The 20,137-nt window shown below is 73.5% G+C and carries 19 protein-coding genes; 11 read left to right on the forward strand and 8 right to left on the reverse strand.

Going from position 1 to position 20,137, the window contains the following annotated elements:
- The first annotated feature begins 115 nt into the window (after positions 1–115).
- Positions 116–1,339 (forward strand): hypothetical protein, encoded by a 1,224-nt coding sequence (locus tag GGD88_RS00145; protein WP_184430812.1) that lies wholly within the window; start codon positions 116–118, stop codon positions 1,337–1,339.
- Positions 1,340–1,360: 21 nt separating this feature from the next.
- Here GGD88_RS00145 and GGD88_RS00150 read toward each other — a convergent pair whose 3' ends face one another.
- Positions 1,361–2,050 carry a thermonuclease family protein gene (locus GGD88_RS00150; protein ID WP_184430813.1) on the reverse strand — a complete coding sequence of 230 codons (690 nt, stop codon included), beginning with the start codon at positions 2,048–2,050 and terminating at the stop codon, positions 1,361–1,363.
- Between the two features lie 365 nt (positions 2,051–2,415).
- Here GGD88_RS00150 and GGD88_RS00155 point away from each other — a divergent pair, with 365 nt between their 5' ends.
- Together GGD88_RS00155 and GGD88_RS00160 are read left to right on the forward strand one after the other, a co-directional pair.
- Positions 2,416–3,453: a lysylphosphatidylglycerol synthase domain-containing protein gene (locus GGD88_RS00155; protein WP_184430814.1), complete on the forward strand. Its 1,038-nt coding sequence runs from the start codon at positions 2,416–2,418 to the stop codon at positions 3,451–3,453.
- 65 nt (positions 3,454–3,518) lie between these two features.
- Complete coding sequence (locus GGD88_RS00160; RefSeq protein ID WP_184430815.1) at positions 3,519–4,226, forward strand: hypothetical protein; 708 nt, start codon at positions 3,519–3,521, stop codon at positions 4,224–4,226.
- Positions 4,227–4,275: 49 nt separating this feature from the next.
- Here GGD88_RS00160 and GGD88_RS00165 read toward each other — a convergent pair whose 3' ends face one another.
- The 6 genes from GGD88_RS00165 to GGD88_RS00190 form a co-directional block, all read right to left on the reverse strand.
- Complete coding sequence (locus tag GGD88_RS00165; protein ID WP_184430816.1) at positions 4,276–5,646, reverse strand: CAP domain-containing protein; 1,371 nt, start codon at positions 5,644–5,646, stop codon at positions 4,276–4,278.
- A 137-nt stretch (positions 5,647–5,783) separates the two neighbouring features.
- Complete coding sequence (gene dacB, locus GGD88_RS00170; protein WP_184430817.1) at positions 5,784–7,535, reverse strand: D-alanyl-D-alanine carboxypeptidase/D-alanyl-D-alanine endopeptidase; 1,752 nt, start codon at positions 7,533–7,535, stop codon at positions 5,784–5,786.
- A 127-nt stretch (positions 7,536–7,662) separates the two neighbouring features.
- On the reverse strand, positions 7,663–8,064 hold the full coding sequence (locus tag GGD88_RS00175) for a MarR family transcriptional regulator (RefSeq protein ID WP_184430818.1): 402 nt from the start codon (positions 8,062–8,064) through the stop codon (positions 7,663–7,665).
- A 754-nt stretch (positions 8,065–8,818) separates the two neighbouring features.
- Complete coding sequence (gene amrS, locus GGD88_RS00180) at positions 8,819–9,949, reverse strand: AmmeMemoRadiSam system radical SAM enzyme (RefSeq protein ID WP_184430819.1); 1,131 nt, start codon at positions 9,947–9,949, stop codon at positions 8,819–8,821.
- 88 nt (positions 9,950–10,037) lie between these two features.
- On the reverse strand, positions 10,038–11,090 hold the full coding sequence (gene nudC, locus GGD88_RS00185) for an NAD(+) diphosphatase (protein WP_343056159.1): 1,053 nt from the start codon (positions 11,088–11,090) through the stop codon (positions 10,038–10,040).
- Positions 11,087–11,839 (reverse strand): class I SAM-dependent methyltransferase, encoded by a 753-nt coding sequence (locus tag GGD88_RS00190; RefSeq protein WP_184430820.1) that lies wholly within the window; start codon positions 11,837–11,839, stop codon positions 11,087–11,089. Before GGD88_RS00190 ends, nudC begins: the two co-directional genes overlap by 4 nt.
- Between GGD88_RS00190 and GGD88_RS00195 the strand changes: the two genes are divergently transcribed.
- The 3 genes from GGD88_RS00195 (at position 11,838) to GGD88_RS00205 (ending at position 13,981) form a co-directional block, all read left to right on the forward strand.
- Positions 11,838–12,608 (forward strand): DUF6134 family protein, encoded by a 771-nt coding sequence (locus GGD88_RS00195; RefSeq protein WP_184430821.1) that lies wholly within the window; start codon positions 11,838–11,840, stop codon positions 12,606–12,608. The two genes, GGD88_RS00190 and GGD88_RS00195, sit on opposite strands and share 2 nt — an antisense overlap.
- Positions 12,609–12,686: 78 nt before the next feature.
- Positions 12,687–13,517 carry an SDR family NAD(P)-dependent oxidoreductase gene (locus tag GGD88_RS00200; protein ID WP_184430822.1) on the forward strand — a complete coding sequence of 277 codons (831 nt, stop codon included), beginning with the start codon at positions 12,687–12,689 and terminating at the stop codon, positions 13,515–13,517.
- Complete coding sequence (locus GGD88_RS00205) at positions 13,514–13,981, forward strand: nuclear transport factor 2 family protein (protein WP_343056160.1); 468 nt, start codon at positions 13,514–13,516, stop codon at positions 13,979–13,981. Before GGD88_RS00200 ends, GGD88_RS00205 begins: the two co-directional genes overlap by 4 nt.
- 44 nt (positions 13,982–14,025) lie before the next feature.
- Here GGD88_RS00205 and GGD88_RS00210 read toward each other — a convergent pair whose 3' ends face one another.
- Positions 14,026–14,376: a DUF1476 domain-containing protein gene (locus GGD88_RS00210; RefSeq protein WP_184430823.1), complete on the reverse strand. Its 351-nt coding sequence runs from the start codon at positions 14,374–14,376 to the stop codon at positions 14,026–14,028.
- A 198-nt stretch (positions 14,377–14,574) separates the two neighbouring features.
- Between GGD88_RS00210 and GGD88_RS00215 the strand changes: the two genes are divergently transcribed.
- From GGD88_RS00215 to GGD88_RS00235, 5 genes are all read left to right on the forward strand, one after another.
- Entirely contained in the window at positions 14,575–15,351 is a 777-nt protein-coding gene (locus tag GGD88_RS00215; RefSeq protein ID WP_184430824.1) for an NRDE family protein, read from the forward strand.
- 84 nt (positions 15,352–15,435) lie between these two features.
- Positions 15,436–15,822 carry a helix-turn-helix domain-containing protein gene (locus GGD88_RS18575; protein ID WP_246423459.1) on the forward strand — a complete coding sequence of 129 codons (387 nt, stop codon included), beginning with the start codon at positions 15,436–15,438 and terminating at the stop codon, positions 15,820–15,822.
- A gap of 232 nt (positions 15,823–16,054) precedes the next feature.
- On the forward strand, positions 16,055–17,062 hold the full coding sequence (locus GGD88_RS00225; protein ID WP_184430825.1) for a phosphotransferase enzyme family protein: 1,008 nt from the start codon (positions 16,055–16,057) through the stop codon (positions 17,060–17,062).
- A 193-nt stretch (positions 17,063–17,255) separates the two neighbouring features.
- The gene (locus GGD88_RS00230; RefSeq protein WP_184430826.1) at positions 17,256–18,626 is read left to right on the forward strand and encodes a glutamine synthetase family protein; all 1,371 of its coding nucleotides are present in this window, start codon (positions 17,256–17,258) and stop codon (positions 18,624–18,626) included.
- 99 nt (positions 18,627–18,725) lie between these two features.
- On the forward strand, positions 18,726–20,111 hold the full coding sequence (locus GGD88_RS00235) for an aldehyde dehydrogenase family protein (RefSeq protein WP_184430827.1): 1,386 nt from the start codon (positions 18,726–18,728) through the stop codon (positions 20,109–20,111).
- The last annotated feature ends 26 nt before the right edge of the window (positions 20,112–20,137 follow it).

Consider the following 20,137-nt stretch of genomic DNA (forward strand, 5'->3'; position numbering starts at 1 on the left):
GACCAGATGAGGGGCCGGCGACGGTCGGGGGCCGGGTCTGGCCGCCCGGTCTCGCCGGTTCCCTTCGCCGCCCAACCCTATTAGTCTGCCCCCCGACACGTCACATGACAGACCGATGATCGCGTTCTTCGCCGCCCTCACCGCCCTGGCCGGCGGCCCGGCCCTGTTCCGCGCCCTGGTTGGCCTGGGCCGTGGCACCCCCGCGCCCGGCGACGACGAGCGCCGCCTGGCCCTGGCCGTGCGCGGCGCCAGCCTGATCGCCATCGGGGTCTTGGTGGCGGCGCCGCTGGGGCTGTTCGGCGCCTGGGCCGGCGCGCTCGGCCTGGCCGCCCTGCTGGCGCTGCTGCGGCCGCGCTGGATGGTGCCGGTGCCGCGTCCCGACCGCTGGCGCGGGGCCGCCGGCTACGGTGTCATGGCGGCGATCATGGCGCTGTTGTGGGCGGTGATGCCGAACCTCGGTCCCGGCTTCGGCCCGGGCTTTGGCGGGGGCTTTGGCGGGGGCTTCGGCGGGGGGCGGGCCGTGGCCCAGGACCCGTTCCTGATGGACCTGATGGCGGGGACGCTGCTGCTGCTGGGGCGGGCGTGGCTGTGGTTCGTGCGCGACGGCGCCCCCTTCGCCTCTGGCACCGATCCGGGCACCGATCCGGGCCCCGACCCGGGCGTCGACGCCGGCCGCGCGGATGCCACAGGCGGGCGCGGAGCGTGGTGGGACCGCGCCTGGCGTCGCCGCGCCGCGGGCGACGCCAGCTTCGCCGATGCCGCGGCCGCGGACCCGCCGCCGCGCCCGGAGCCGGACCCCGCGTCCGACCCCGAGGGGCCAAAGGCGCGGGCCGCCGCCCGCGACCCGGCGGCCGCCGACGCCGCCCTGGAGGTGCCCGGCTACGATCCCGAACTGCTGCGCGAGGAGCTGGCCGCGTTCCGGGAGCGCGCCCGCCTGATCGACCGCGTCGCGGTGACCTGGCCCAGCCATCCGGTTTCGGAGGCGCTGATCCACGTCTCGGTGATCCTCAACGAGACCCGCCGCTTCCTCCAGGACCATCCGGACAAGTACCGCGATCTGCGCCCGATCCTGGTCACCCACGCCGCCACCGCCGCCGACATCGCCCGCCTCGTGGACCGCATCAAGGGCACCGGGGAGGCGCTGGACGACGCCGAGGCCGTGGCCCACCGGTTGTTCGCCCTGGCCGGCATGATGCGCGAGGCGCGCCGGCGCTCGACCCAGGCCGAGCGCGACCGGCTGAAGGCCAGCATGGCGGTGATCGACGATGAACTGAGCGCGCTGTCGGCGGTGCAGGACCTGCGCGCCCGCATGGCCGACGCCCCCCGCGACCCGGCGTGAGCCGGCCGACGCGTGGTGAGGTCAGGGCCGCGGGCTCGCCGCGTCCAGGGACGGACGACCCCAGCCGTCGGCCAGCGCCGCCTCGTCGCTGCAATAGCGCGCCTCGACGGCGCCATCGGGCAGGTCGGCATAGCCGGCGTCGAGCGGCACCAGGAACACCCGCCGGCCGTCGGCGTCGACCGTTGCCTTGATCGGGCACGGCGGCGGGTCGATCACGGGATCGTCGGGCAGGCGGGCGCCGCGGCGCCAGTCCGCCGGCCGCACGAAGTCGGTCCGCCACAGGCCGAGACCGCCGGTGCGGGCGCCGGCCTCGGCCTCGCGGTAGCGCAGCGGTGCGTCCGCCAGCGCCAGCGCCAGCCCCTGGGACAGCAGCACCAGCGCGATGTCCTTCTGCCCCCCCAGGGCGCAGGTGGCGCGATCCACGCCGGTCTCCGGATCCGGCGCGCCGGCGGGTGTGCACACCAGGGGCACCAGCGACAACCCGAGGCTGCGGTGCAATGCGAAGGCCGCGTTCTGACCGCAGGCGATCCAGCGCCCGGCCTGCTGGCAGCGCTGCCCCAGTTCCGGTGCGTCGATCCCCGACAGCGTGAACAGGCCGGTCTCGGTCTGTACCGTGTCGCCGTCGATCACGATCGGGCGCGGGGCTGGGCCGGCGGTCTCCGCGGCGGCGGCGGGGCCGGCCTCCATGGCGGCCGCGACGGCCAGCGTCATGAGCGCGCGGACGACGCCGCGGGGGCGCGCCCGCCACCGGCGAGCCCGCCGGCCCGGCCCGCGCGGTCCGCGACCGCCGGTCGAGCCGCCGAGCTGTTGTGCGCCTCCGTGCGTTCCTGGTCTCACACCGCGTCTCCGCATCCTGGGACCGGATGCGCGCCCCGCGCCGAACCTTCGGGCGAAACGACCCCTGGACCCCGCCAACTTTAGGACGCCGGCCGCCCGGCGTCCATGTGGATCGCACCCCCACAGGCGCCTGCCGCCGGGTGCCGCCGGGGCCCTTCCCAGCGGCGCGACGGTCGTCTACACCGGACCCGGCGCCCGCTCCGCGCCGTCCCTCGCGTCCCGGGAGAGCCTGCGTCCTCATGTCGTCCGCCGCCTCCGACTCGTCCGCCCCGCGCCGACGCGGTTTGCTGCGCACCCTGGCCTGGCAACTCGCCCTGGGCGCCGGTCTGTGCGCCGGCCTTGCCCTCTGGCTGCTGCCGGACGGCGCGCTGGCCCCGCTGGGGACGGCGCTGGCGACCACCGAGCCGGGGCCGGTGCTGCTGGCCGGCGCGCTCTATCCGCTGGTGATGCTCAGCCGAGCGCGCCGGCTGGCGGTGGCGGTGCCGCACCTGGCCGGCGCGGCCGCGACGACCACAGCCGCGCCGCCGCCGCTGGGACGGATGGCGCGGGTGGCGGCGCTGCATTCCATGCTGGCCTCGTTCGCCCCGATGCGCCTCGGTGAACTGTCGCTGGTCTGGCTGCTGCACCGGGCCGCGGGCACACCGCTGGCCGCCGGTTCGGCGCTGCTGCTGGTGCTGCGGCTGCTCGACCTGGCCGTGGTGCTGGGGGCCGGGTTGCTGGCCCTGGCGTTGCTGCCGGCGGCGCGGGCCGCGCTGCCGCAGGGTGGCGCCATCGCCGCCGCGCTGCTGGCCCTGCTGGCGGTGGGGCTGCTGCTGGCCCCCTGGCTGGCCCAGCGCCTGCGGCGGCTGCGGCCGCCGGGGGCGGCGACGGGTCGGCTGGCGCGGCTCTGGACCACCCTGCTGGGGGCGCTGGCGGCCCAGACCCCGGCCCGTCTGGGTCACCTTCTGGGGTGGACGCTGGTCATCTGGGGCCTGATCTTCGCCATGGCGTGGCTGTGCGCCAACGCCACCGCGACGCCTGTCGGGCTGGCGGGCGGGATCGCCGGCGGCAGCGCCACCGCGCTGGCCTCGGTGCTGCCGGTCAACACCTTCGCCAACGCCGGCACCTTCGAGGCGGCCTGGGTGCTGGCGCTGATCCCGGCCGGCCTGGACGAGGCCACCGCGCTGGCGACCGGCCTGGTGTTCCACGGCATCAGCCTGCTCGGCTCGGCCCTGCTGGGGGGGCTGGCGCTGCTGGGCGGCGGCCGCCGGCTGCTGTATGGCGCGCCGCCGCAATGAGGGCACACTGTTCGGGTATGGAGAGCGGGTGCGGGCCTCGGGCCCGCCGGAGAGGAGGAGTTGCGATGCGCGCGATCATCCTGGCGATGCTGGTGTGCGGCGGCCTGCTGGCGGGCGGCGCGACGGCGCCCGGTCTCGCCGCCGGGACGGCGGAGGACGAGGCCGACGCCCCCGGCCTGGCCTACTGCGCCGCGCTGTCCCGCCAGTGCGGCCTGGCCTGCAACGAGAGCACCGAGCCGGGCAGCGCCGCCGCCGCCGCCTGCGAGGCCCGCTGCGCGGTCGAGCGGGCGGCCTGCGAGGCCCGCGACGGTCTGGCGCGGCTGGAGCCCTGGCTGGCCGACAAGGCCGACAAGGTGGACCGCTTCATGCAGGGCTTCCACGGCGACGGCGACGGCGACGGCGACGGCGCGGGCGAGGGCGGCCCCGGCGGCCCCGGCGGTATTGACGAGGCACCCGGACAGGCGGCGCCGCAGGAGGACGAGGACGCGGACGAGACGGCCGGGGCGTGCCGGGCCGGGCACGAGGCCTGCGAGGCGCGCTGCGCGGCCCGATACGGCGACGACGACTACGCCCGCGCCGGCTGCAAGAGCGTGTGCGCGCTGGACCGCGCCACCTGCGAGGCCAACGCCGGCGTGGAAGCCGCCAAGCCGTTCATCGAACGCGAGACGAAGCGGCTGCGGGACTTCTTCGACGGGTTCCTGGGCGACGACGACGCGCCGCCGCCGCCGCCCGAATGGCCGCCGACCAACCCCGACGGCACGGTGGACCTGTGACGGGGGGTGTGTCGGGACGCGCTCCCCGGGCCGAATCGTCCGGCCGGCCTCACAGCAGGGCGTGGTCGAGGGCGGCGAGGGTGGCGGTGTCGGCGCCGTCGAGCGTGAACACGCCGGCCAGCGCGGTCGCGGCCTCCTCCGTCAGGGCGGCCGCGGCGGCATCGAAGGCGGCATCGCGGCGGCCGTCGTCCAGCAGGTAGCCGACGGCCTCGACGAACACCTGGTCGGTCGCCATCCCGCCGGCGGTCAGCGCCCAGGCGAACCAGGCGTTGGCCTCGGCATGGGCGGCGCCGCCGGCGCTCAGGCCCATGTGGTCCAGCGTGATGACGTCGATCTTGCGGTCGAGCGCCCAGGCGGGCGCGAACTGGTCCTGGAACAGCGGTTCGGCCAGCACGGTGGCGGCGACGCTGCGCAGGCTGCCGCCGGCGACCACCACGGCGTCGACGGCATCAGCCACCGCGGCCGTCCCCGTGGGACCGAGCATCAGGCGCGCCACCGCCATCGCCTCCGCCGCCGTGGCGGCCGTCCCGCCACCCCCCGGCGCGCCGCCGTCGCCCTCGGGCACGGCGGCGTCCAGCTTGACGTTGGCGCCCGCGACCGACGCCGTGGCCGAGGCGAGCACGCTGCCAGTCGCGGATTCCAGCCGCAGGTCATAGACCCCGTCCGGGACCCGCAGCTGGTAGCCGCCGCTGTCCCAGGTCGCGGTGGTGAAGCGCCCGGCCACGCCTTCGGCCACCACCGTCAGCCCGCCCCGGCCCTCGCCCACGGAGTAGAAGGCGTCGCCGTCGCGGTCGGTGTAGGCCACCCCCAGGATCCAGGCCGCGGCGTCGGCCGGCGCGCCGGCCTGGGCGGTGCCGCCGGTGGGGCAGGTGGCGAAGTCCTGGGTGATGACCAGCGGCCCGACCTGGGTCGCGGCGTTGCCCTCGGCCTGCACCGACAGGCCCGCGACCGCGTAGTCCGGGTTCATCAGGTTGACCCGGTGCGCCGCCGGCTCCTGAAGGCCGGTGGCGGTGGCGCCCCAGTCGATGGCGAAGGCGGCGTGGCCCTCCAGGACATCGCTGGCGTAGGCGAACACGTTCTCGGCATAGCCGCACCCGGCCGGCATGCCGGCGGCCTCGGCGCGGGTGCGCAGGGCATCCTCGCCGGGCAGGATGTGCCCCTGCATGTCCAAGGCGATCATTGCCTGTGAATGCGCGTCGGCCGCGCTGCCCAGCGCCGACGACCAGGCCAGCGGCGCGCTCGGCGTCAGGGTCGCCCACTGCGCCCGCAGCAGCCCCATGTCGACGCCGAAGTAGTCGAGCGCCGTCGCCACGCCGGGGTTGTTGGCCGCCAGCAGGCGATCCAGTTCCGCGGCCGGCGCGGTGCGCAGGCGGTTGACGTATTCGAGGAGGAGTTGCTCCTCGCCGGTCGGCAGGCCCATGGTGCGATATCCCTGCGGCGGGGTCCGGTGTTGGCCGCGGCCTCCGACCCCCGATCGGCTTCAGCATGGCCCCGAACGGCATAACCAGCGGTTAACACGCCCCGAGACGTGGTGGTCGTGCCTTGCAGTCGTGCCGATCAGTGGCGCGTGATCCAGGTCAGCAGCAGGGCGTGTTCCAGGTCGCGGGCCCGGCGCAGGGCGTCGCGGGCGCGCGCCACCGGGCCGCCGGCATAGTGCAGATAGCCGGCGTCGAAGGCGCGCCGCGCCGCCAGGTCCGAGGTGAACACCGCGAACACCAGTCGGTGCCCGCTGGCCCCCCGGGCGAACCCGGCCAGCCCGCGCCCGTGGTACATGGTGCCGCTCTTGGCCCACACCCGGGGCGTGACGTCGCCGGCGTGGACCGCCGCCGCCAGCCGTGTGGCGTCGCTGTCGGGGAAGCGGCGCGGCGGCAGCAGGGCGTCGTAGGTGCGCGGCGCCAGCGCGGCGCCCTGGTCCTCGGCGAAGCGCAGCAGGGCGACGACCTGTTCCGGGCTGGCGCGGCTGTCCGGGGACAGGCCGGAATGGTTGGCCATGCGGAAGCCGGTCCAGTCCACCCACGGCAGCGTCTGGGCCAGCCACCGTTCCAGGCGCGCGGCCGATCCGGCCAGATCGTGGGGGCGGCCGTCCAGGCGCGCGGTGGTGGCCAGGCCCAGCAGCTCGGCCAGCAGGTTGTTGCTGTACTTCAGGCCATTCGCGGCGATGGCCGACAGCGGCGGGCTGAAGTGGCGGGCCACGATCGGCCCGCGCGCCGGGCCGGGGGCCGGCTCCGGTTCCGGCAGCGTGATGCCGGCCTCCGCCGCCAGGGCCCGGAACACGGCGGCGACGAACGGTCCCGGCGCCTTCACCGGCAGCCAGGCCGCGCCGCGCTCGGGTGCGTAGGGCGACAGGCGCCACACCTCGGTCACCAGCCCCCGGGCGTCGCGGGTGCCCGGCGCCGGGAAGGCGTGGCGCAGCGGCGGGCCGGCGCGCGACCAGCCGGCCGGATCGCTGGCCCGGGTCAGGCGCACCGGGGCCACCGGGGGCGTGTCGTGGGTCTCGACCACGCGCACGCGGTCGCCGTCCCACCGCACCCGGATGCGGTTGAAGTCCAGCGACAGCGCCGACAGGCCGGGATTGTAGGCGTGCTCGGCCGGCTGCGACGGCTCCAGCGCCGGGGTGGCGACCAGGGCGGAATCGTCATAGACGAAGCGCCCCTCCAGGCGGGTCAGCCCGGCCGCCTTGAGGGCCCCGACCAGTGCGCGCAGGGCCTCGGAGTCGAGCACCGGGTCGCCGCCGCCGACCAGCGCCAGCGTGCCCGTCCACAGGCCGTCGCGCCCGAGCCGGTCGCCGTCGAAGCGCACCAGGGTGGGGAAGCGGTGGTCCGGCCCGAGCACCGCCAGCGCGGCCACAGTGGTGGGAATCTTGAGCACGGAGGCCGGCAGGAAGGCGGCGCGGGTCGCGTTGTGACCGCCCAGATACGCGCCGGTGTCGAGGTCATAGACGAGGTAGCCGACCTGGTCGGGCTGGAACCCGGCGGCGGCGATCAGCTCGGCCTCTGTGGGACGCGGGATGGCCGGCTTGGGGCCCGGGGGGCGCGGCGGACCGGCCAGCGGGCGCATGGCCAGCGCGACGTCGCTCTCGGAAGACGCGCCCCCGCCGGCGGCGATCTGTGCCGGCGGCGCGGCGGCCTGAAGCCCTGGAACCGGCTTCGCGGGCGGGGGCAGCGGACGCTCCGCCGCCTGGCCGCTCCCGGCTCCGGCGGCCGCCCCGACCGCCATGATGACCAACAGCACGACGGCCAGGGCCGTCGGCCAGGGTCGTCGCGTCCTGGTCTCCCGGGTTCCGCCACTCTTCAACGCCGCGCGCGTCATGGGCGCTCTCCCCGCCGGTCGCGCCGGCCCGATCCCGCACGGACGGGATCATGGCCGAATCATGGCGGGATCATACGGGATCGCGCGGCGAAACGGAACGGGGAGGATGCGCGGATGGTCGCGCCGCTCAGGCGACTTCGCGTTCAGGCACCGACGCGGTCTCGTGGCGGGGCAGGGTCGCGGTCTCGGCGGCGCGGACGATGAGGTTGCCGTGGGCGGCGAGGAACGCCTCGCCCGCCTCGGTGCGCTGCACCAGGACGCTGCGGCGGTCGGCGTCGTCCACCTGGCGGCTCAGGAGGCCGTACTCGCCCAGCCGGTCGAGCGCCCGGGTGATGGCCGGCTTGGAGATGTCGAGGGCGCGCGCCAGGCCGCGCACCGTGTGCGGCGCCGGCGTGAGATAGACAGTCAGCAGCACGGCCATCTGTCGCGACGACAGGTCGGGCGTGTCGCGACGGACGCTTTCGACGACGGTGAGTCGCCAGAGATTGAGCGCTTGCTCGACGGTCAGTGCAGTGGAGTTCAGACCCATTCCAGACCCAGTACGTTGAAGTCACTACGTTGACGAATGTCCGGACATGCCTCGGGAGCATGCTTCTACGACGCGGACTGTCCCGAGAACAAGCTACCTAGACGACATAATCCCGACGCGTCCCACGCCCATCTTTCGGACGAAGGCGTGATGGTTTCGAAGCTTTCGAACAGACGCGGGAACCGCAAGAACCGGGACTATGGCGCCCCGGTAACGATCCGGCATTGACGTGCGTCAAACGGCGTTGTGGCCGCATTGGCGCGGCGGGGCCGGCCGGCCCGGCCGGCGCGCGCGGCGAAAGCCCCAGAGGATCGGGTCCGCGCACAGCGTTGACAAAGAGACGCGTCCGGATCGCTCAAGTCGCCGCGATCTCAAGCGAAAGGATGTCGCACAGAGGGCGGAGTGGTTTCATCGGATCGGGGCGAGACCGGTTCGAACACGCCTATCGCAAATCGCCCTTTCGTGGAACATAACCTTTAGACGCACTCTAAGACCCGCATCGCCGTCTTGTGGGTCCGCAGACCGTGCCGGTGCATCACCCGCACCAGCGGGGGGCATCCTGATCCATCTGGTGCGCCAGTGCGTGGGAAGGTCCGCGCCCTGGTCCGGGCCGCCCTGCACGAAACGCAAGTCCCGACCGGCGCGGGGTGCATGGCGGCGGCGACCTGCGCCGACGCACGTCGCCGGGGCGGCGGCACGCCCCGCACCGAGGCGCGAGAGCGCACCCAGGGCCACGGGATCGGCGCGATCGGCCCTACCGGAACCGCACCGGCGCCCGGCGTGCCCCCCAGGTTCCCGGCGGTCCCACGAAAACACCCGCCAGCCGCGTGCCGCAGGTGTGGCAGTGGCCGGTGTCATCCAGGTGCCAGGCCCCCAACTCGTACCAGTCGCGCTCGATCACCCGGGTGCCGCACCCGGGGCAGTCGGTGCTGCCGCCGTCCGCGTCGTGCACGTTGCCGGTGTAGACATGGTGCAGCCCCTCCGCCCGTGCGAGGCGGCGCGCCCGGGTCAGCGTCTGCGCCGGGGTCGCCGGCAGGTCGCGCATCTTGTGGTCCGGATGGAAGGCCGAGACATGCAGCGGCACGTCCGGCCCCAACTCGTGCGCCACCCAGCCGGCCAGCGCCTTCAGTTCGTCGTCGCTGTCGTTCTGGCCGGGGATCACCAGGGTGGTGATCTCGACCCAGACGTCGGTGTCGTGCACCAGCCAGCGCAGGGTCTCCAGCACCGGCGCCAGATGGGCGCTACAGAGCCGATGGTAGAACCCCTCGGTGAAACCCTTCAGATCCACGTTGGCGGCGTCCATGTGGCGGAAGAAGTCGGCCCGCGCCGCCGGCTCGACGTAGCCGGCGGTGACCGCGACCGTCTTCACGCCGCGGTCGTGGCAGGCGCGGGCGGTATCGGCGGCGTATTCGAGGAAGATCACCGGATCGTTGTAGGTGAAGGCGACCGAGCGGCAGTCCAGCTCAACCGCCGCCGCGGCGATCCGCTCGGGCGGGGCCTCGGCGTTCAGGCGCTCCCATGCGCGCGCCTTGCTGATCTCCCAGTTCTGGCAGAACTTGCAGGTCAGGTTGCAGCCGGCGGTGCCGAAGGACAGCACCGGCGTGCCCGGCAGGAAGTGGTTGAGCGGCTTCTTCTCGATCGGGTCGATGCAGAAGCCGGAGGAGCGGCCGTAGGTGGTCAGGACCATGGCGCCGTCCTGGACGCCGCGCACGAAGCACAGGCCGCGCCCGCCCTCGGGCACGCGGCAGCGGCGCGGGCACACCTGGCACTCGACGCGGCCGTCGTCCAGGCGCGTCCAGTGCCGCCCGGGATGGGCGATGGGGAAGCGGTCGGCGGCGTCACCGGCCGGCGGTGAGGAGGTCGACGGCGGGGAGACTGCGGTCATGGGTCGAGGCCCGGTCGCGCCGGGCCGAGCTGTTCACGATCGTTCCAACATGGGACCAAACGCCGATGCGCGAAAGGGTCGTCGGCGCTCAGCCCGTCAGTGGATCCCCCGCCAGCCAGCCCAGCACCAGCCGGCGGGCGATGGAATCGGGGCGCGGCAGCAGCCAGCCGCCGCCGGCGACCGGCGCCGGGTCGCCCACCTCGCCGAAGCCGGCCACCTCGGCCCGGCTGTACCAGGCCGCATGCTCCAGCTCGCGCGGATCCAGGGTGATCTCCGTGGTCTCGGCCAGGCAGTGGAACCCCAGCATGAGCGAGGACGGGAACGGCCACGGCTGCGAGGCGGCGTAGACCACCGCGCCGACGCGCACTCCGGTCTCTTCGTGCACCTCGCGGCGCACCGCCTCCTCCAGGCTCTCGCCGGGCTCGACGAAGCCGGCCAGGGTGGAGACCATGCCGGCCGGCAGCCGCGGGCCGCGCCCCAGCAGGCAGCGCGCGCCGTCGCCGCGGCCGTGATGCACCAGCATGATGACCGCCGGGTCGGTGCGCGGGAAGTGCTGCGCGCCGCAGGCCGGATCGGTGCAGCGCCGGCGCCAGCCGCCCTCCTCGGGCCGCGACGGCGCCCCGCAGGCGGCGCAGAAGCGGTGCCGGCGGTGCCAGGCCAGCACCCCCAGCGCCTGCGCCAGGATCGCCGCCTCGGCCGCCGGCAGCGCCGGCCCGACCGTGCGCAGCGGCAGGAAGCGCCCGCCCAGCCCGGTCTCCGGGCCGCGCTCGTCGTCCTCGCCGGCGCCGGCCGGAAGCTGCACCCCGAACCAGGCCGCCCCGTCGCCGTCCAGGCCCAGGAACACCTCCTCCTCCGGGGTCAGCGCCGCATCGTCGGGGCGCCAGTCGCCGCCGGCCACGCGGGCGCGCGGCGCGCTCCGGCCGCCTCTCGTGTCCACCAGCACCCGGTTGCGCCACAGCAGCACGCGCCGGCTCGCCGGATCGCCGGCCCGCCCCGCCAGCGCCGCCGGATCGCTGCGCAGCGGCTCGGCCCGGTCCAGCGGGGCCCCGGTGTAGGTCAGGTGCTCCAGCGCGGGCCGGGCCGACGCGGCCAGGATCGGCGCCGCCGGTCCCGTCGCCGGTCCCGTCGCGGGGTCCGTCACGGCGCCCACCGCAGGCCCCGGGCGGCCTCTTCTGACTTGTACAGGTAGAGCGTGAAGTCGTTGGGGTCGTAATCCTCGCGCAGCACGGCGCGCGGCACCCGCTCGCGCGCCCAGGCCAGCGTGGTGTCGGGGTCGGCGTGATAGAGGGTCCAGCGGTGGGCGTACTCGGCCTTGAGGCTGAGCGAATTGACCGCCACCCCCTTGTCGGCGATCGCCAGCATGGCCTCGATCATGGCCCGCATGTAGGCATCCGGCCGGTCCCGACGGTGCGCGAAGATGCCGCTCGCCACCACCCAGTCGAAGCGTGGCCGGGGCAGCGCCACGCCGTTCAGCAGACAGCCCTGAAGGAACGCCCGGTCCGGGAACCGCGCCTGCGCCGTCTCCACCATCAGCGGCGTCAGGTCGACCCCGGTGTAGTCGAGGGCCAGGCCGGCGCGCTCCAGCCAGGCCACCAGGTCGCCGATGCCGCAGCCGACGTCGAGCAGGGTATCGCCCGCGCCCAGCCCCACGTCGGCGAGCGCGGCGAACCGGCGCTCCTGACTCTCGCGGCTGTTCCACTCCAGCGCGGCGTGGCTGTGGCCGTGGCGGCTGAGCAGGCGGCTGAAGTGGGTGATGGTGTGGCGGTCGTCGTCGTGGGACACCCGCTGCACCGCCTCGCGCACGGCCGGGGCCGCGGCCCGCGCGGTTGATCCAAGTCGCAGCGACAGGCGTAGATCGGCGAACAGCGATCGCAAGGAGGAGGAGGTCATGGCGCGGGCAACTCGACTGGGGGTATGGGCGGCGTCGGCGGTCCTGGCGCTCGCGGCCCTGGTGGGGCCGAGCGGGGGCGCGGCGGCAACGGAGGCCGCATCGTCGCAAACCGACGGGTCGTTCGCCAAGACCCAACTGGCGGCGCGGGCATCGGCCCTGGAGGCCTTGTATCCCAACGGCCTGCGCTTCGACGTGGTGCGCAAGGGCGACGTGGTCGGCAGCCACCGCACGCGGTTCCGCCGCGACGGCTCGGATCTGGTGGCGGAGTCGCGCATGGACCTGGCGATCACGCTGCTGGGGTTCACGGTGTTCCGCTATGACTACCGCTCCACCGGAACCTGGCGCGACGGCGTGCCGGTGGCCCTCACGGCCGAGACCAACGAGGATGGCGATGTGCGGGCCGTGCAGGCCCGCTGGACCGGCGATACCCTGACCGTGCACGGCAGCAAGGGCCGCCTGACCGCCGACCGGCCGCTGTTCCCCACCAACCACTGGAACCCGGCGGTGCTGACCGAGGACCGGGTCCTGAACTCGATCACCGGCGGGCTCAACGCCGTGACCATCACGCCCGGGCCGATCGAGCGGGTGCGCACCGGCACCGGCCCGCGCGAGGCGCGGCGCTTCGATTACACCGGTGACCTGCGCGTCAGTGCCTGGTACGACGCCCGCGGCCGCTGGGTGAAGCTGCGCTTCGAGGGGCGCGACGGCACCCCGGTGGAGTATGTCTGCCGCGAGTGCGGCGGCGACCAGGCGGCCCGCGCGCGCTGATCCGGCCGGACCGGCGCGTTCCGATCCCGTCTCGAAGGTCTGTGAAGGGCGCGCGACCGCGCCCCTGCTGGAGGATGTATGCCGAAACTGATCTGGATCACCGGCGCCGGGCGCGGAATCGGTCGCGCGCTCGCCGTTCGTCTGGCCCGCCAGGGCGCCACCGTGGTGGCCAGCGCCCGCAACGCCACCGACCTGGAGGACCTGGCGCGCGAGTCCGTCGGCCTCAAGGGCCGCATCGTGCCGAAGCCTCTGGACGTCACCGACCGCGCCGCCGTGGGGCGGGTGCTGGACGAGATCGACCGGTCCGAGGGCCTGCCCGACGTGGTGGTGTTCAACGCGGGCACCCACGAGCCGATGCCGGCGTCCGCGTTCAAGGCGGAGGTGTTCGACCGCCTGCTCGCGGTCAACGTCACTGGCGCGGTCAACGGCCTGGAGGCGGTCATTCCCCGCTTCATCGCCCGGCGGCGCGGGCGCATCGCCGTCGTCGCCTCGGTCGCCGGCTACTTCGGGTTGCCGACGGCGGCGGCCTACGGCGCCAGCAAGTCCGCCGTCATCACCATGTGCGAGGCGCTGCGGCCCGATTTGGCGCAGTACGGTGTCCGGCTCCAGGTCATCAACCCGGGCTTCGTCCGCACCCCGCTGACCGACCGCAACGACTTCCCGATGCCGTTCCTGATGGAGGTCGACGCAGCCGCCGACCGGATCGCCCGCGGTCTCCAGTCCAATGCCTTCGAGATCACGTTCCCGCGCCGTTTCGCGTGGCTGCTGAAGGCGATGCGGCTGCTGCCGTATCCGGTGTTCTTCGCCCTGACCAAGCGGGCCATTCCGGACTCGGCCAAGCCACCGGCGCGGCGCCGGCTGAAGGCCGGGGCGCCGCCCGCGAGCGCCGAGAACGAGGGCGGCCGGTGACGGAGCCGGCCGCGCCACAGCCCCCGTCACAGCATGCCCTGGCGGGGGCCGCCCGGTACGTCGCGTTCTTCGAGACGATGACGCCGGCGGCCCTCGATGACGGGCTGGATGCGGTGGCGAGCCCCGACATCCACTTCGTTGATCCGTTCAACGACGTGACCGGGGTTGCGGCGCTGCGGCGCATCCTGCGCGCGATGTATGGGGACACGCGGGACCCGCGCTTCGTGGTGACTCACCGGGCGTTCGACGGTGACGTCTGCTTTTTGCGCTGGCGGTTCACCGCCGGCGTCCCGGCGTTGCGCGCCGACCTGGAGATCGTCGGCATGACGGAACTCCGCTTCGCGGCCGACGGCCGGGTGTGCGAGCATGTCGACCACTGGGACGCCGCGGGGCAGATGTACGAGCGGGTCCCGGGGCTGGGCTGGGTGCTGCGGCGCTTGCGCCGCCGCCTCGGCCACGGCTGACGCGGCGGGCATCCGTCGTCGCCGGGCGGCGCGCTGGTCACCGGTCAGTGGACGGGCTTGCCCACCAGTTCTGCGTTGACCTGGGCCTCGGCCTCGTGCAGCAGCTTGGCGAGGCGCAGCTCCAGGCGGTGGCGGGACATCTCGATGCCCTTCCGCGACAGGTCGGACTGGGCCTTGGCGATCAGGTCGGGCGCCGCGGCGCCGGCGTGCACCAGGTCGTACTCGATCAGATCGTGGGCATAGGCATCCGCGTCCGGGCCGGACAAGCCGGTCTCGCCGGCGATCCACAGGCCGAAGAGCTTGTTTCGCCGCGTCAACACCCGGAAACGGAGGGCCTCGTCATGTTCGTACTTGGCTTCGAACGCCCTCTCGCGTTCGCGGATCGGATCGCTCATGGTCCTCCCTTTCTGTGCTCTGACGGCGGCCCGGCGCGGCCGCCGTTATACCCTTTGGCGAACACCGGGCCTACCCTCTTGTTCCCTCCGGTCTCCGCCCCTCTCGCGGGCGGGTGCGTACCCTCCCTTTGCCGAAGTGACCCCCTTATCCTACCATGACGCGGGTGCCCCGCGCATCCCGAGGAGACCGCAAACCCCATGTGTACCGTCGTTTTGCTGCGCCGATCCGGGCATGCCTGGCCGCTGCTGCTGGCCGGGAACCGCGACGAGATGCGCGACCGGCCGTGGACGCCGCCGGGCCGGCACTGGCCGGACCGGCCGGAGGTGGTCGCCGGGCGCGACGACCTCGCCGGCGGCTCGTGGCTGGGCCTGAACGATCACGGTGTTGTGGCGGTGATGCTCAACCGGCCCGGCACGCTCGGGCCGGAGGCCGGCAAGCGCAGCCGCGGCGAGCTGGTGCTGGAGGCGCTGGACCACGCCGACGCCGGGGCGGCCGCCGAGGCGCTGGCCGACCTCAACCCGCACGCCTACCGCCCGTTCAACATGGTCGTGGCCGACAATCGCGATGCCCTGTGGCTGCGCCACGCCGGCGACGGCGGCATCGGCGTGCGCCCGCTGGGGGACGGCCTGTGGATGCTGACCGCCCACGACGCCAACGACACCGCGGACCCCCGCATCCGCGCCAACCTGCCGCGCTTCCAGGCCGTGCCGGCCCCCGACCCGACGGCCCCCGACGGCTGGGACGGCTGGTCGGCGCTCCAGGGCCTGGGAGCGGATCCGGAGGCGCCCGGCCCGACCGCCGGCCTGTGCTTCGCCCTGGACAGCGGCTTCGCCACCGTCAACGCGACCCAGGTGGCGCTGCCGGCGCCGGCCCTAGAGCCACCGCCGCCGGTGCTGCGCTTCGCCGCCGGCCCGCCGGACCGGACCCCGTTTCGGCCGGTCGATCTCGCGCAAGAAGGGCACAAGGCGCCTTGATGTTTGCGCATGACCGGGCGGACCGGGCCATGGTATCGGAGTTCCCGTGGCGACGCTTCCGGCGAGAGGCGAGACGGTAAGGCCGTGACCCCGAAAGACTTCAAGACCTGGCGCAAGGGCGTCATGCGCATGTCGCAGAAGGAAGCGGCGGAGGCGCTCGGCCTCAAGCGGCGGGTCGTCCAGTATTACGAGAAGGGGGAGCGCGACGGCGACTCTCTGGAGATTCCGAAGTCGGTACGCCTGGCCTGCTTCGCGCTGGCCCAGGGGGTGACGGACTACCACGGTCCCGGACAGGTGCCGGAGGGCGCGCCCCCCGACCCGGCGGCTGGATCGCAGCCGGCGCCGGACGAGATCGCCGGCTCCAAGAAACGCAAGAAGGCGGCCAAGGTCCGGCGCAAGGCCGCCGGGACCCCCGACGGCGGAGCGGGCGGGGACGGCGCCGGCGGACCGGACACCGAGGCCGCCGACTAGAGCCGATTTCGAACGTGAATCGGCTCTACATTATTGATTGTACAGCCGATTATCGCGACAAACCGCAGTCGTGCCGCGAGTCCGGTTTGTCACAATCGGCTGTAAGGCTGCCGACTGAGGCCGCCGCCCCGGATGCTGGGCGATGCGGCGGCCTTGAAGCCGGGCCTGCCGATTCGTACAGTCCCGCCTTCCCCGCCGCCCGCGGCCGCCCGTTGCCGCCGAGAGAACCGCCATGGATGACCTGTCGCCGCCGACCCCCGACGTGCTGGTCGCCCGTCTGGGCGATCTGGCCCAAGCCGCGCTGCCGCTGTGGGATCTGCCGCCGGGCTGCACGACGCGCCTCATCAACCTGTCGGAAAACGCCACCTTCCTGGTCGAGGCCCCCGACGGCGGGCGCACCGTGCTGCGCGTCCATCGCCTGGGCTACCACAGCCGCGCCGCCATCCAGAGCGAACTGGACTGGATGGCGGCCCTGTACCGCGACGCCGGGGTCATCACGCCCCAGGCCATCCCGGGCCGGGACGGCGCGTTGATCCAGCGCATGGCCACCCCGGACCTGTCGCAGCCGCGCCACATGGTGCTGTTCCATTTCATCGAGGGCTACGAGCCCAGCGAGGACGACGACCTGATCGAACCGTTCGAGCGCCTGGGCGCGGTCTCGGCCCGGCTGCACCAGCACGCGATGGGCTGGCACCGCCCGCCGGGGTTCGAGCGGCTGGTGTGGGACGATGACAGCATCCTGGGCCCGAACCCGCTCTGGGGTGACTGGCGCCGGGCGGTGGGCATGGATGCCGCCGCCGTCGCGCTGCTGGAGCGCCAGGCGGCGGTGATCCGCCGCCGGCTGGCCCGCTTCGGCCGCGCCCGGGACCGCTACACCCTGATCCATGCCGACATCCGCCTCGCCAATCTGCTGATCGTCGACGACAGCACCCGCGTCATCGACTTCGACGACAGCGGCTTCGGCTGGCTGCTGTACGACGTCGCCACCGCCCTGTCGTTCTTCGAGCACAGCCCGAAGGTGCCCGACCTGGTGGACGCCTGGTTGCGCGGCTATCGCACGGTGCGCGCGCTGCCCGCCGACGACGAGGCCGAGATCCCCACCTTCATCATGCTGCGACGCATGGCCCTGCTGGCGTGGAGCGGGACCCATGCGGAGACCGAGCTGGCGCAGTCCCTGGGGCCGGCCTACACGCGGGGATCCTGCGACCTGGCCGAGGACTACCTGCGCCGCTTCGGCTAGGGGCGTCCGCGATGGCCCCAATGCGGCCAACGGGCGGCCGGGCACCCGCCATGGGCGCGGGGACGGCGCGTCCCCCTGACCGCAGTGGCGCCATCGAGCGCGCACGGGACAGCCGGCAATTCCACTCCCGCCCGATCTGCTCTAGGCTCCCCGCCTTTCGATCACAACCAACAACGGGACAGGCGGGGAGTCCATGGAACCACATCTTTCCTTCGACGCCTTGAAGCAGGCGGTGAGCGCCGGCGAGATCGACACCCTTCTGGTCGCGTTTCCGGACATGCAGGGCCGGCTCATCGGCAAGCGGTTTCACGCCGCCTTCTTCCTGGAGAGCGGCCACAGCGAGACCCACGCCTGCGACTACCTGCTGGCCGACGACATCGACATGGAGCCGGTCCCCGGCTATGCCGCCCATAGCTGGGCGCGGGGCTACGGCGATTTCGTGCTCAAGCCGGACCTCGCCACGCTGCGCCGCTGCACCTGGCTGGAGGGGACGGCACTGGTGCTGTGCGACGTGCTCGACCACCACCACCACGACCCGCTGCCGCACGCCCCGCGCCAGATGCTGAAACGCCAGGTGGCGCGGCTGGAGGCGCTGGGGCTGTCGGCCATGGCGGCCTCGGAGCTGGAGTTCTACCTCTTCGACGAGGACTACCGGTCCCTGCGCGACCGCCGCTACCGCGACGCCCGCACCGCCGGCGCCTACATCGAGGACTACCACATCTTCCAGACCACCAAGGAGGAGGGGGTGGTGCGCGCCATGCGCAATCACCTGCACGACTCCGGCATCCCGGTGGAGAATTCCAAGGGCGAGTGGGGACCGGGGCAGGAGGAACTGAACATCCGCTACGCGGACGCGCTCACCATGGCCGACCGTCACGTGGTGATGAAAAATGCCATGAAGGAGATCGCCCACGCCCACGGCCAGGCGATCACCTTCATGGCCAAGTGGGACTACGATCTGGCCGGCAACTCCTGCCACGTCCACATGTCGCTGTGGGACCGGGAGGCCCGCACCCCGCTGTTCTACGACGCCGACGCCCCGCACGGCATGTCCGACACCATGCGCCGTTTCACGGCCGGGCTGCTGAAATACGCCCCGGACATCACCTGGCTCCTGGCGCCCTACATCAACTCCTACAAACGGTTCCAGGACGGCACCTTCGCGCCGACCAAGATCGTCTGGAGCCGCGACAACCGCACCGCCGGCTTCCGCCTGTGCGGCGAGGGCACCAAGGCGGTGCGCATCGAATGCCGCATCCCGGGCGCGGACGTGAACCCCTACCTCGCCTACACCGGGTTGCTGGCGGCCGGCCTCGCCGGCCTCGAGGAGGGGCTGGAACTGCCGGCGCCCTTCGTGGGCGATGCCTACGGCAAGGGTGACCTGACCAACATCCCCACCACGCTGCGCGACGCCACGGCCCACCTGGACGGGTCGGCGATGCTGCGGGCCGCGCTCGGCGACGCCGTGGTCGACCACTACGTCCACACCGCGCGCTGGGAGCAGCGGGAGTACGACCGCCGGGTGACCGACTGGGAGCTGATGCGCGGCTTCGAGCGGTATTGACCGACGCGCGATGACGCAAGGCCGTCCCTACAGGACGATCCTGTCTTTGTCTCTTCGCCGGTCCCTGAGGAGGGGCCGCGATTGCTGGAAACAGGCCCCATGACCCAGACTCTCAAACTCGTCTCCCCCGTCGACGGCTCGGTCTACGCCGAGCGTCCCGTCGTCTCCCCGGACGCGGCCGCCGCCGCCGTCGCCCGCGCCCGCGCCGCCCAGCCGGCGTGGGCCGCGCGCCCGCTCGACGAGCGCATCGCCCTGGTGCGGGCCGGCGTCGCCCGCCTGGGCGCGATGAACGACGAGATCGTGCCCGAGCTGGCCTGGATGATGGGCCGCCCGGTGCGCTACGGCGGCGAGTTCGGCGGCGTGAAGGAGCGCGCCGACCATATGGCCGCCATCGCCGCCGAGGCGCTGGCGCCCCTGGTGGTCGAGGACAGCGACCGCTTCCGCCGCACCATCAAGCGCGCCCCCCAGGGGGTGGTGTTCGTCATCGCGCCCTGGAACTACCCCTACATGACCGCCATCAACACCGTCGCCCCGGCCCTGATCGCCGGCAACGCGGTGGTGCTCAAGCACGCCACCCAGACCCTGCTGGTGGGCGAGCGGATGGTCCGGGCCTTCGTCGAGGCCGGGGTGCCCGAGGACGTGTTCCTGAACCTGGTCCTCGACCACGCCACCACCGAGCGGCTGATCGCGGACCGGTCCTTCAACTTCGTCAACTTCACCGGCTCGGTGGCCGGCGGCCAGGCCATCGAGCGCGCCGCCGCCGGCACCTTCACCGGCCTGGGGCTGGAGCTGGGCGGCAAGGACCCGGGCTATGTGATGGAGGACGCCGACCTGGACGCCGCCGTGGCGGTGCTGATGGACGGCGCCATGTACAACGCCGGGCAGTGCTGCTGCGGCATCGAGCGCCTCTACGTCACCGCGTCGCTCTACGACGCCTTCGTCGAGAAGGCCGTGGCCGAGGTCAACAAACTCACCCTGGGCAACCCGCTGGAGGAGGCGACCACGCTCGGCCCGATGGCCAACGCCCGCTTCGCCGCCACGGTGCGGGGCCAGATCGCCGAGGCGGTGGCCGCCGGCGCGACCCCGATGATCGACCCGGCCGGATTCCCGGCCGACGACGGCGGCACCTATCTGGCGCCGCAGATCCTGACCGACGTCACCCACGATATGCGGGTGATGCGCGAGGAAAGCTTTGGTCCGGTTGTTGGGATCATGAAGGTCGAGAGTGACGACGAGGCCATCGCCCTGATGAACGACAGTCCGTTCGGCCTGACCGCCTCGCTGTGGACCCGCGACGCGGCGCGCGCCGAGCCCCTGGGCGACCGCATCGAGACCGGCACGGTGTTCCTGAACCGCGCCGACTACCTGGACCCGGCCCTGTGCTGGACCGGCTGCAAGGACACCGGGCGGGGCGGGGCGCTGTCCGTGATCGGCTACCACGCGCTCACGCGGCCGAAGTCCTACCACCTGAAGAAGGCCCCCTGAACAGGGTTTGAGAGCCCCCTTGAAGA

The sequence above is a fragment of the Roseospira goensis genome (genome assembly GCF_014197795.1).
In the GTDB taxonomy this organism is placed as follows: Bacteria; Pseudomonadota; Alphaproteobacteria; order Rhodospirillales; family Rhodospirillaceae; genus Rhodospira; species Rhodospira goensis.

What these genes read in the sequence shown, in the direction of transcription:
- GGD88_RS00145 (WP_184430812.1), top strand. Translation starts at nt 116, where the DNA reads ATGATCGCGTTCTTCGCCGCCCTCACCGCCCTGGCCGGCGGCCCGGCC.
- GGD88_RS00150 (WP_184430813.1), bottom strand. Translation starts at nt 2,050, where the DNA reads ATGACGCTGGCCGTCGCGGCCGCCATGGAGGCCGGCCCCGCCGCCGCC.
- GGD88_RS00155 (WP_184430814.1), top strand. Translation starts at nt 2,416, where the DNA reads ATGTCGTCCGCCGCCTCCGACTCGTCCGCCCCGCGCCGACGCGGTTTG.
- GGD88_RS00160 (WP_184430815.1), top strand. Translation starts at nt 3,519, where the DNA reads ATGCGCGCGATCATCCTGGCGATGCTGGTGTGCGGCGGCCTGCTGGCG.
- GGD88_RS00165 (WP_184430816.1), bottom strand. Translation starts at nt 5,646, where the DNA reads ATGGGCCTGCCGACCGGCGAGGAGCAACTCCTCCTCGAATACGTCAAC.
- dacB (WP_184430817.1), bottom strand. Translation starts at nt 7,535, where the DNA reads ATGACGCGCGCGGCGTTGAAGAGTGGCGGAACCCGGGAGACCAGGACG.
- GGD88_RS00175 (WP_184430818.1), bottom strand. Translation starts at nt 8,064, where the DNA reads ATGGGTCTGAACTCCACTGCACTGACCGTCGAGCAAGCGCTCAATCTC.
- amrS (WP_184430819.1), bottom strand. Translation starts at nt 9,949, where the DNA reads ATGACCGCAGTCTCCCCGCCGTCGACCTCCTCACCGCCGGCCGGTGAC.
- GGD88_RS00195 (WP_184430821.1), top strand. Translation starts at nt 11,838, where the DNA reads ATGGCGCGGGCAACTCGACTGGGGGTATGGGCGGCGTCGGCGGTCCTG.
- GGD88_RS00190 (WP_184430820.1), bottom strand. Translation starts at nt 11,839, where the DNA reads ATGACCTCCTCCTCCTTGCGATCGCTGTTCGCCGATCTACGCCTGTCG.
- GGD88_RS00200 (WP_184430822.1), top strand. Translation starts at nt 12,687, where the DNA reads ATGCCGAAACTGATCTGGATCACCGGCGCCGGGCGCGGAATCGGTCGC.
- GGD88_RS00210 (WP_184430823.1), bottom strand. Translation starts at nt 14,376, where the DNA reads ATGAGCGATCCGATCCGCGAACGCGAGAGGGCGTTCGAAGCCAAGTAC.
- GGD88_RS00215 (WP_184430824.1), top strand. Translation starts at nt 14,575, where the DNA reads ATGTGTACCGTCGTTTTGCTGCGCCGATCCGGGCATGCCTGGCCGCTG.
- GGD88_RS00225 (WP_184430825.1), top strand. Translation starts at nt 16,055, where the DNA reads ATGGATGACCTGTCGCCGCCGACCCCCGACGTGCTGGTCGCCCGTCTG.
- GGD88_RS00230 (WP_184430826.1), top strand. Translation starts at nt 17,256, where the DNA reads ATGGAACCACATCTTTCCTTCGACGCCTTGAAGCAGGCGGTGAGCGCC.
- GGD88_RS00235 (WP_184430827.1), top strand. Translation starts at nt 18,726, where the DNA reads ATGACCCAGACTCTCAAACTCGTCTCCCCCGTCGACGGCTCGGTCTAC.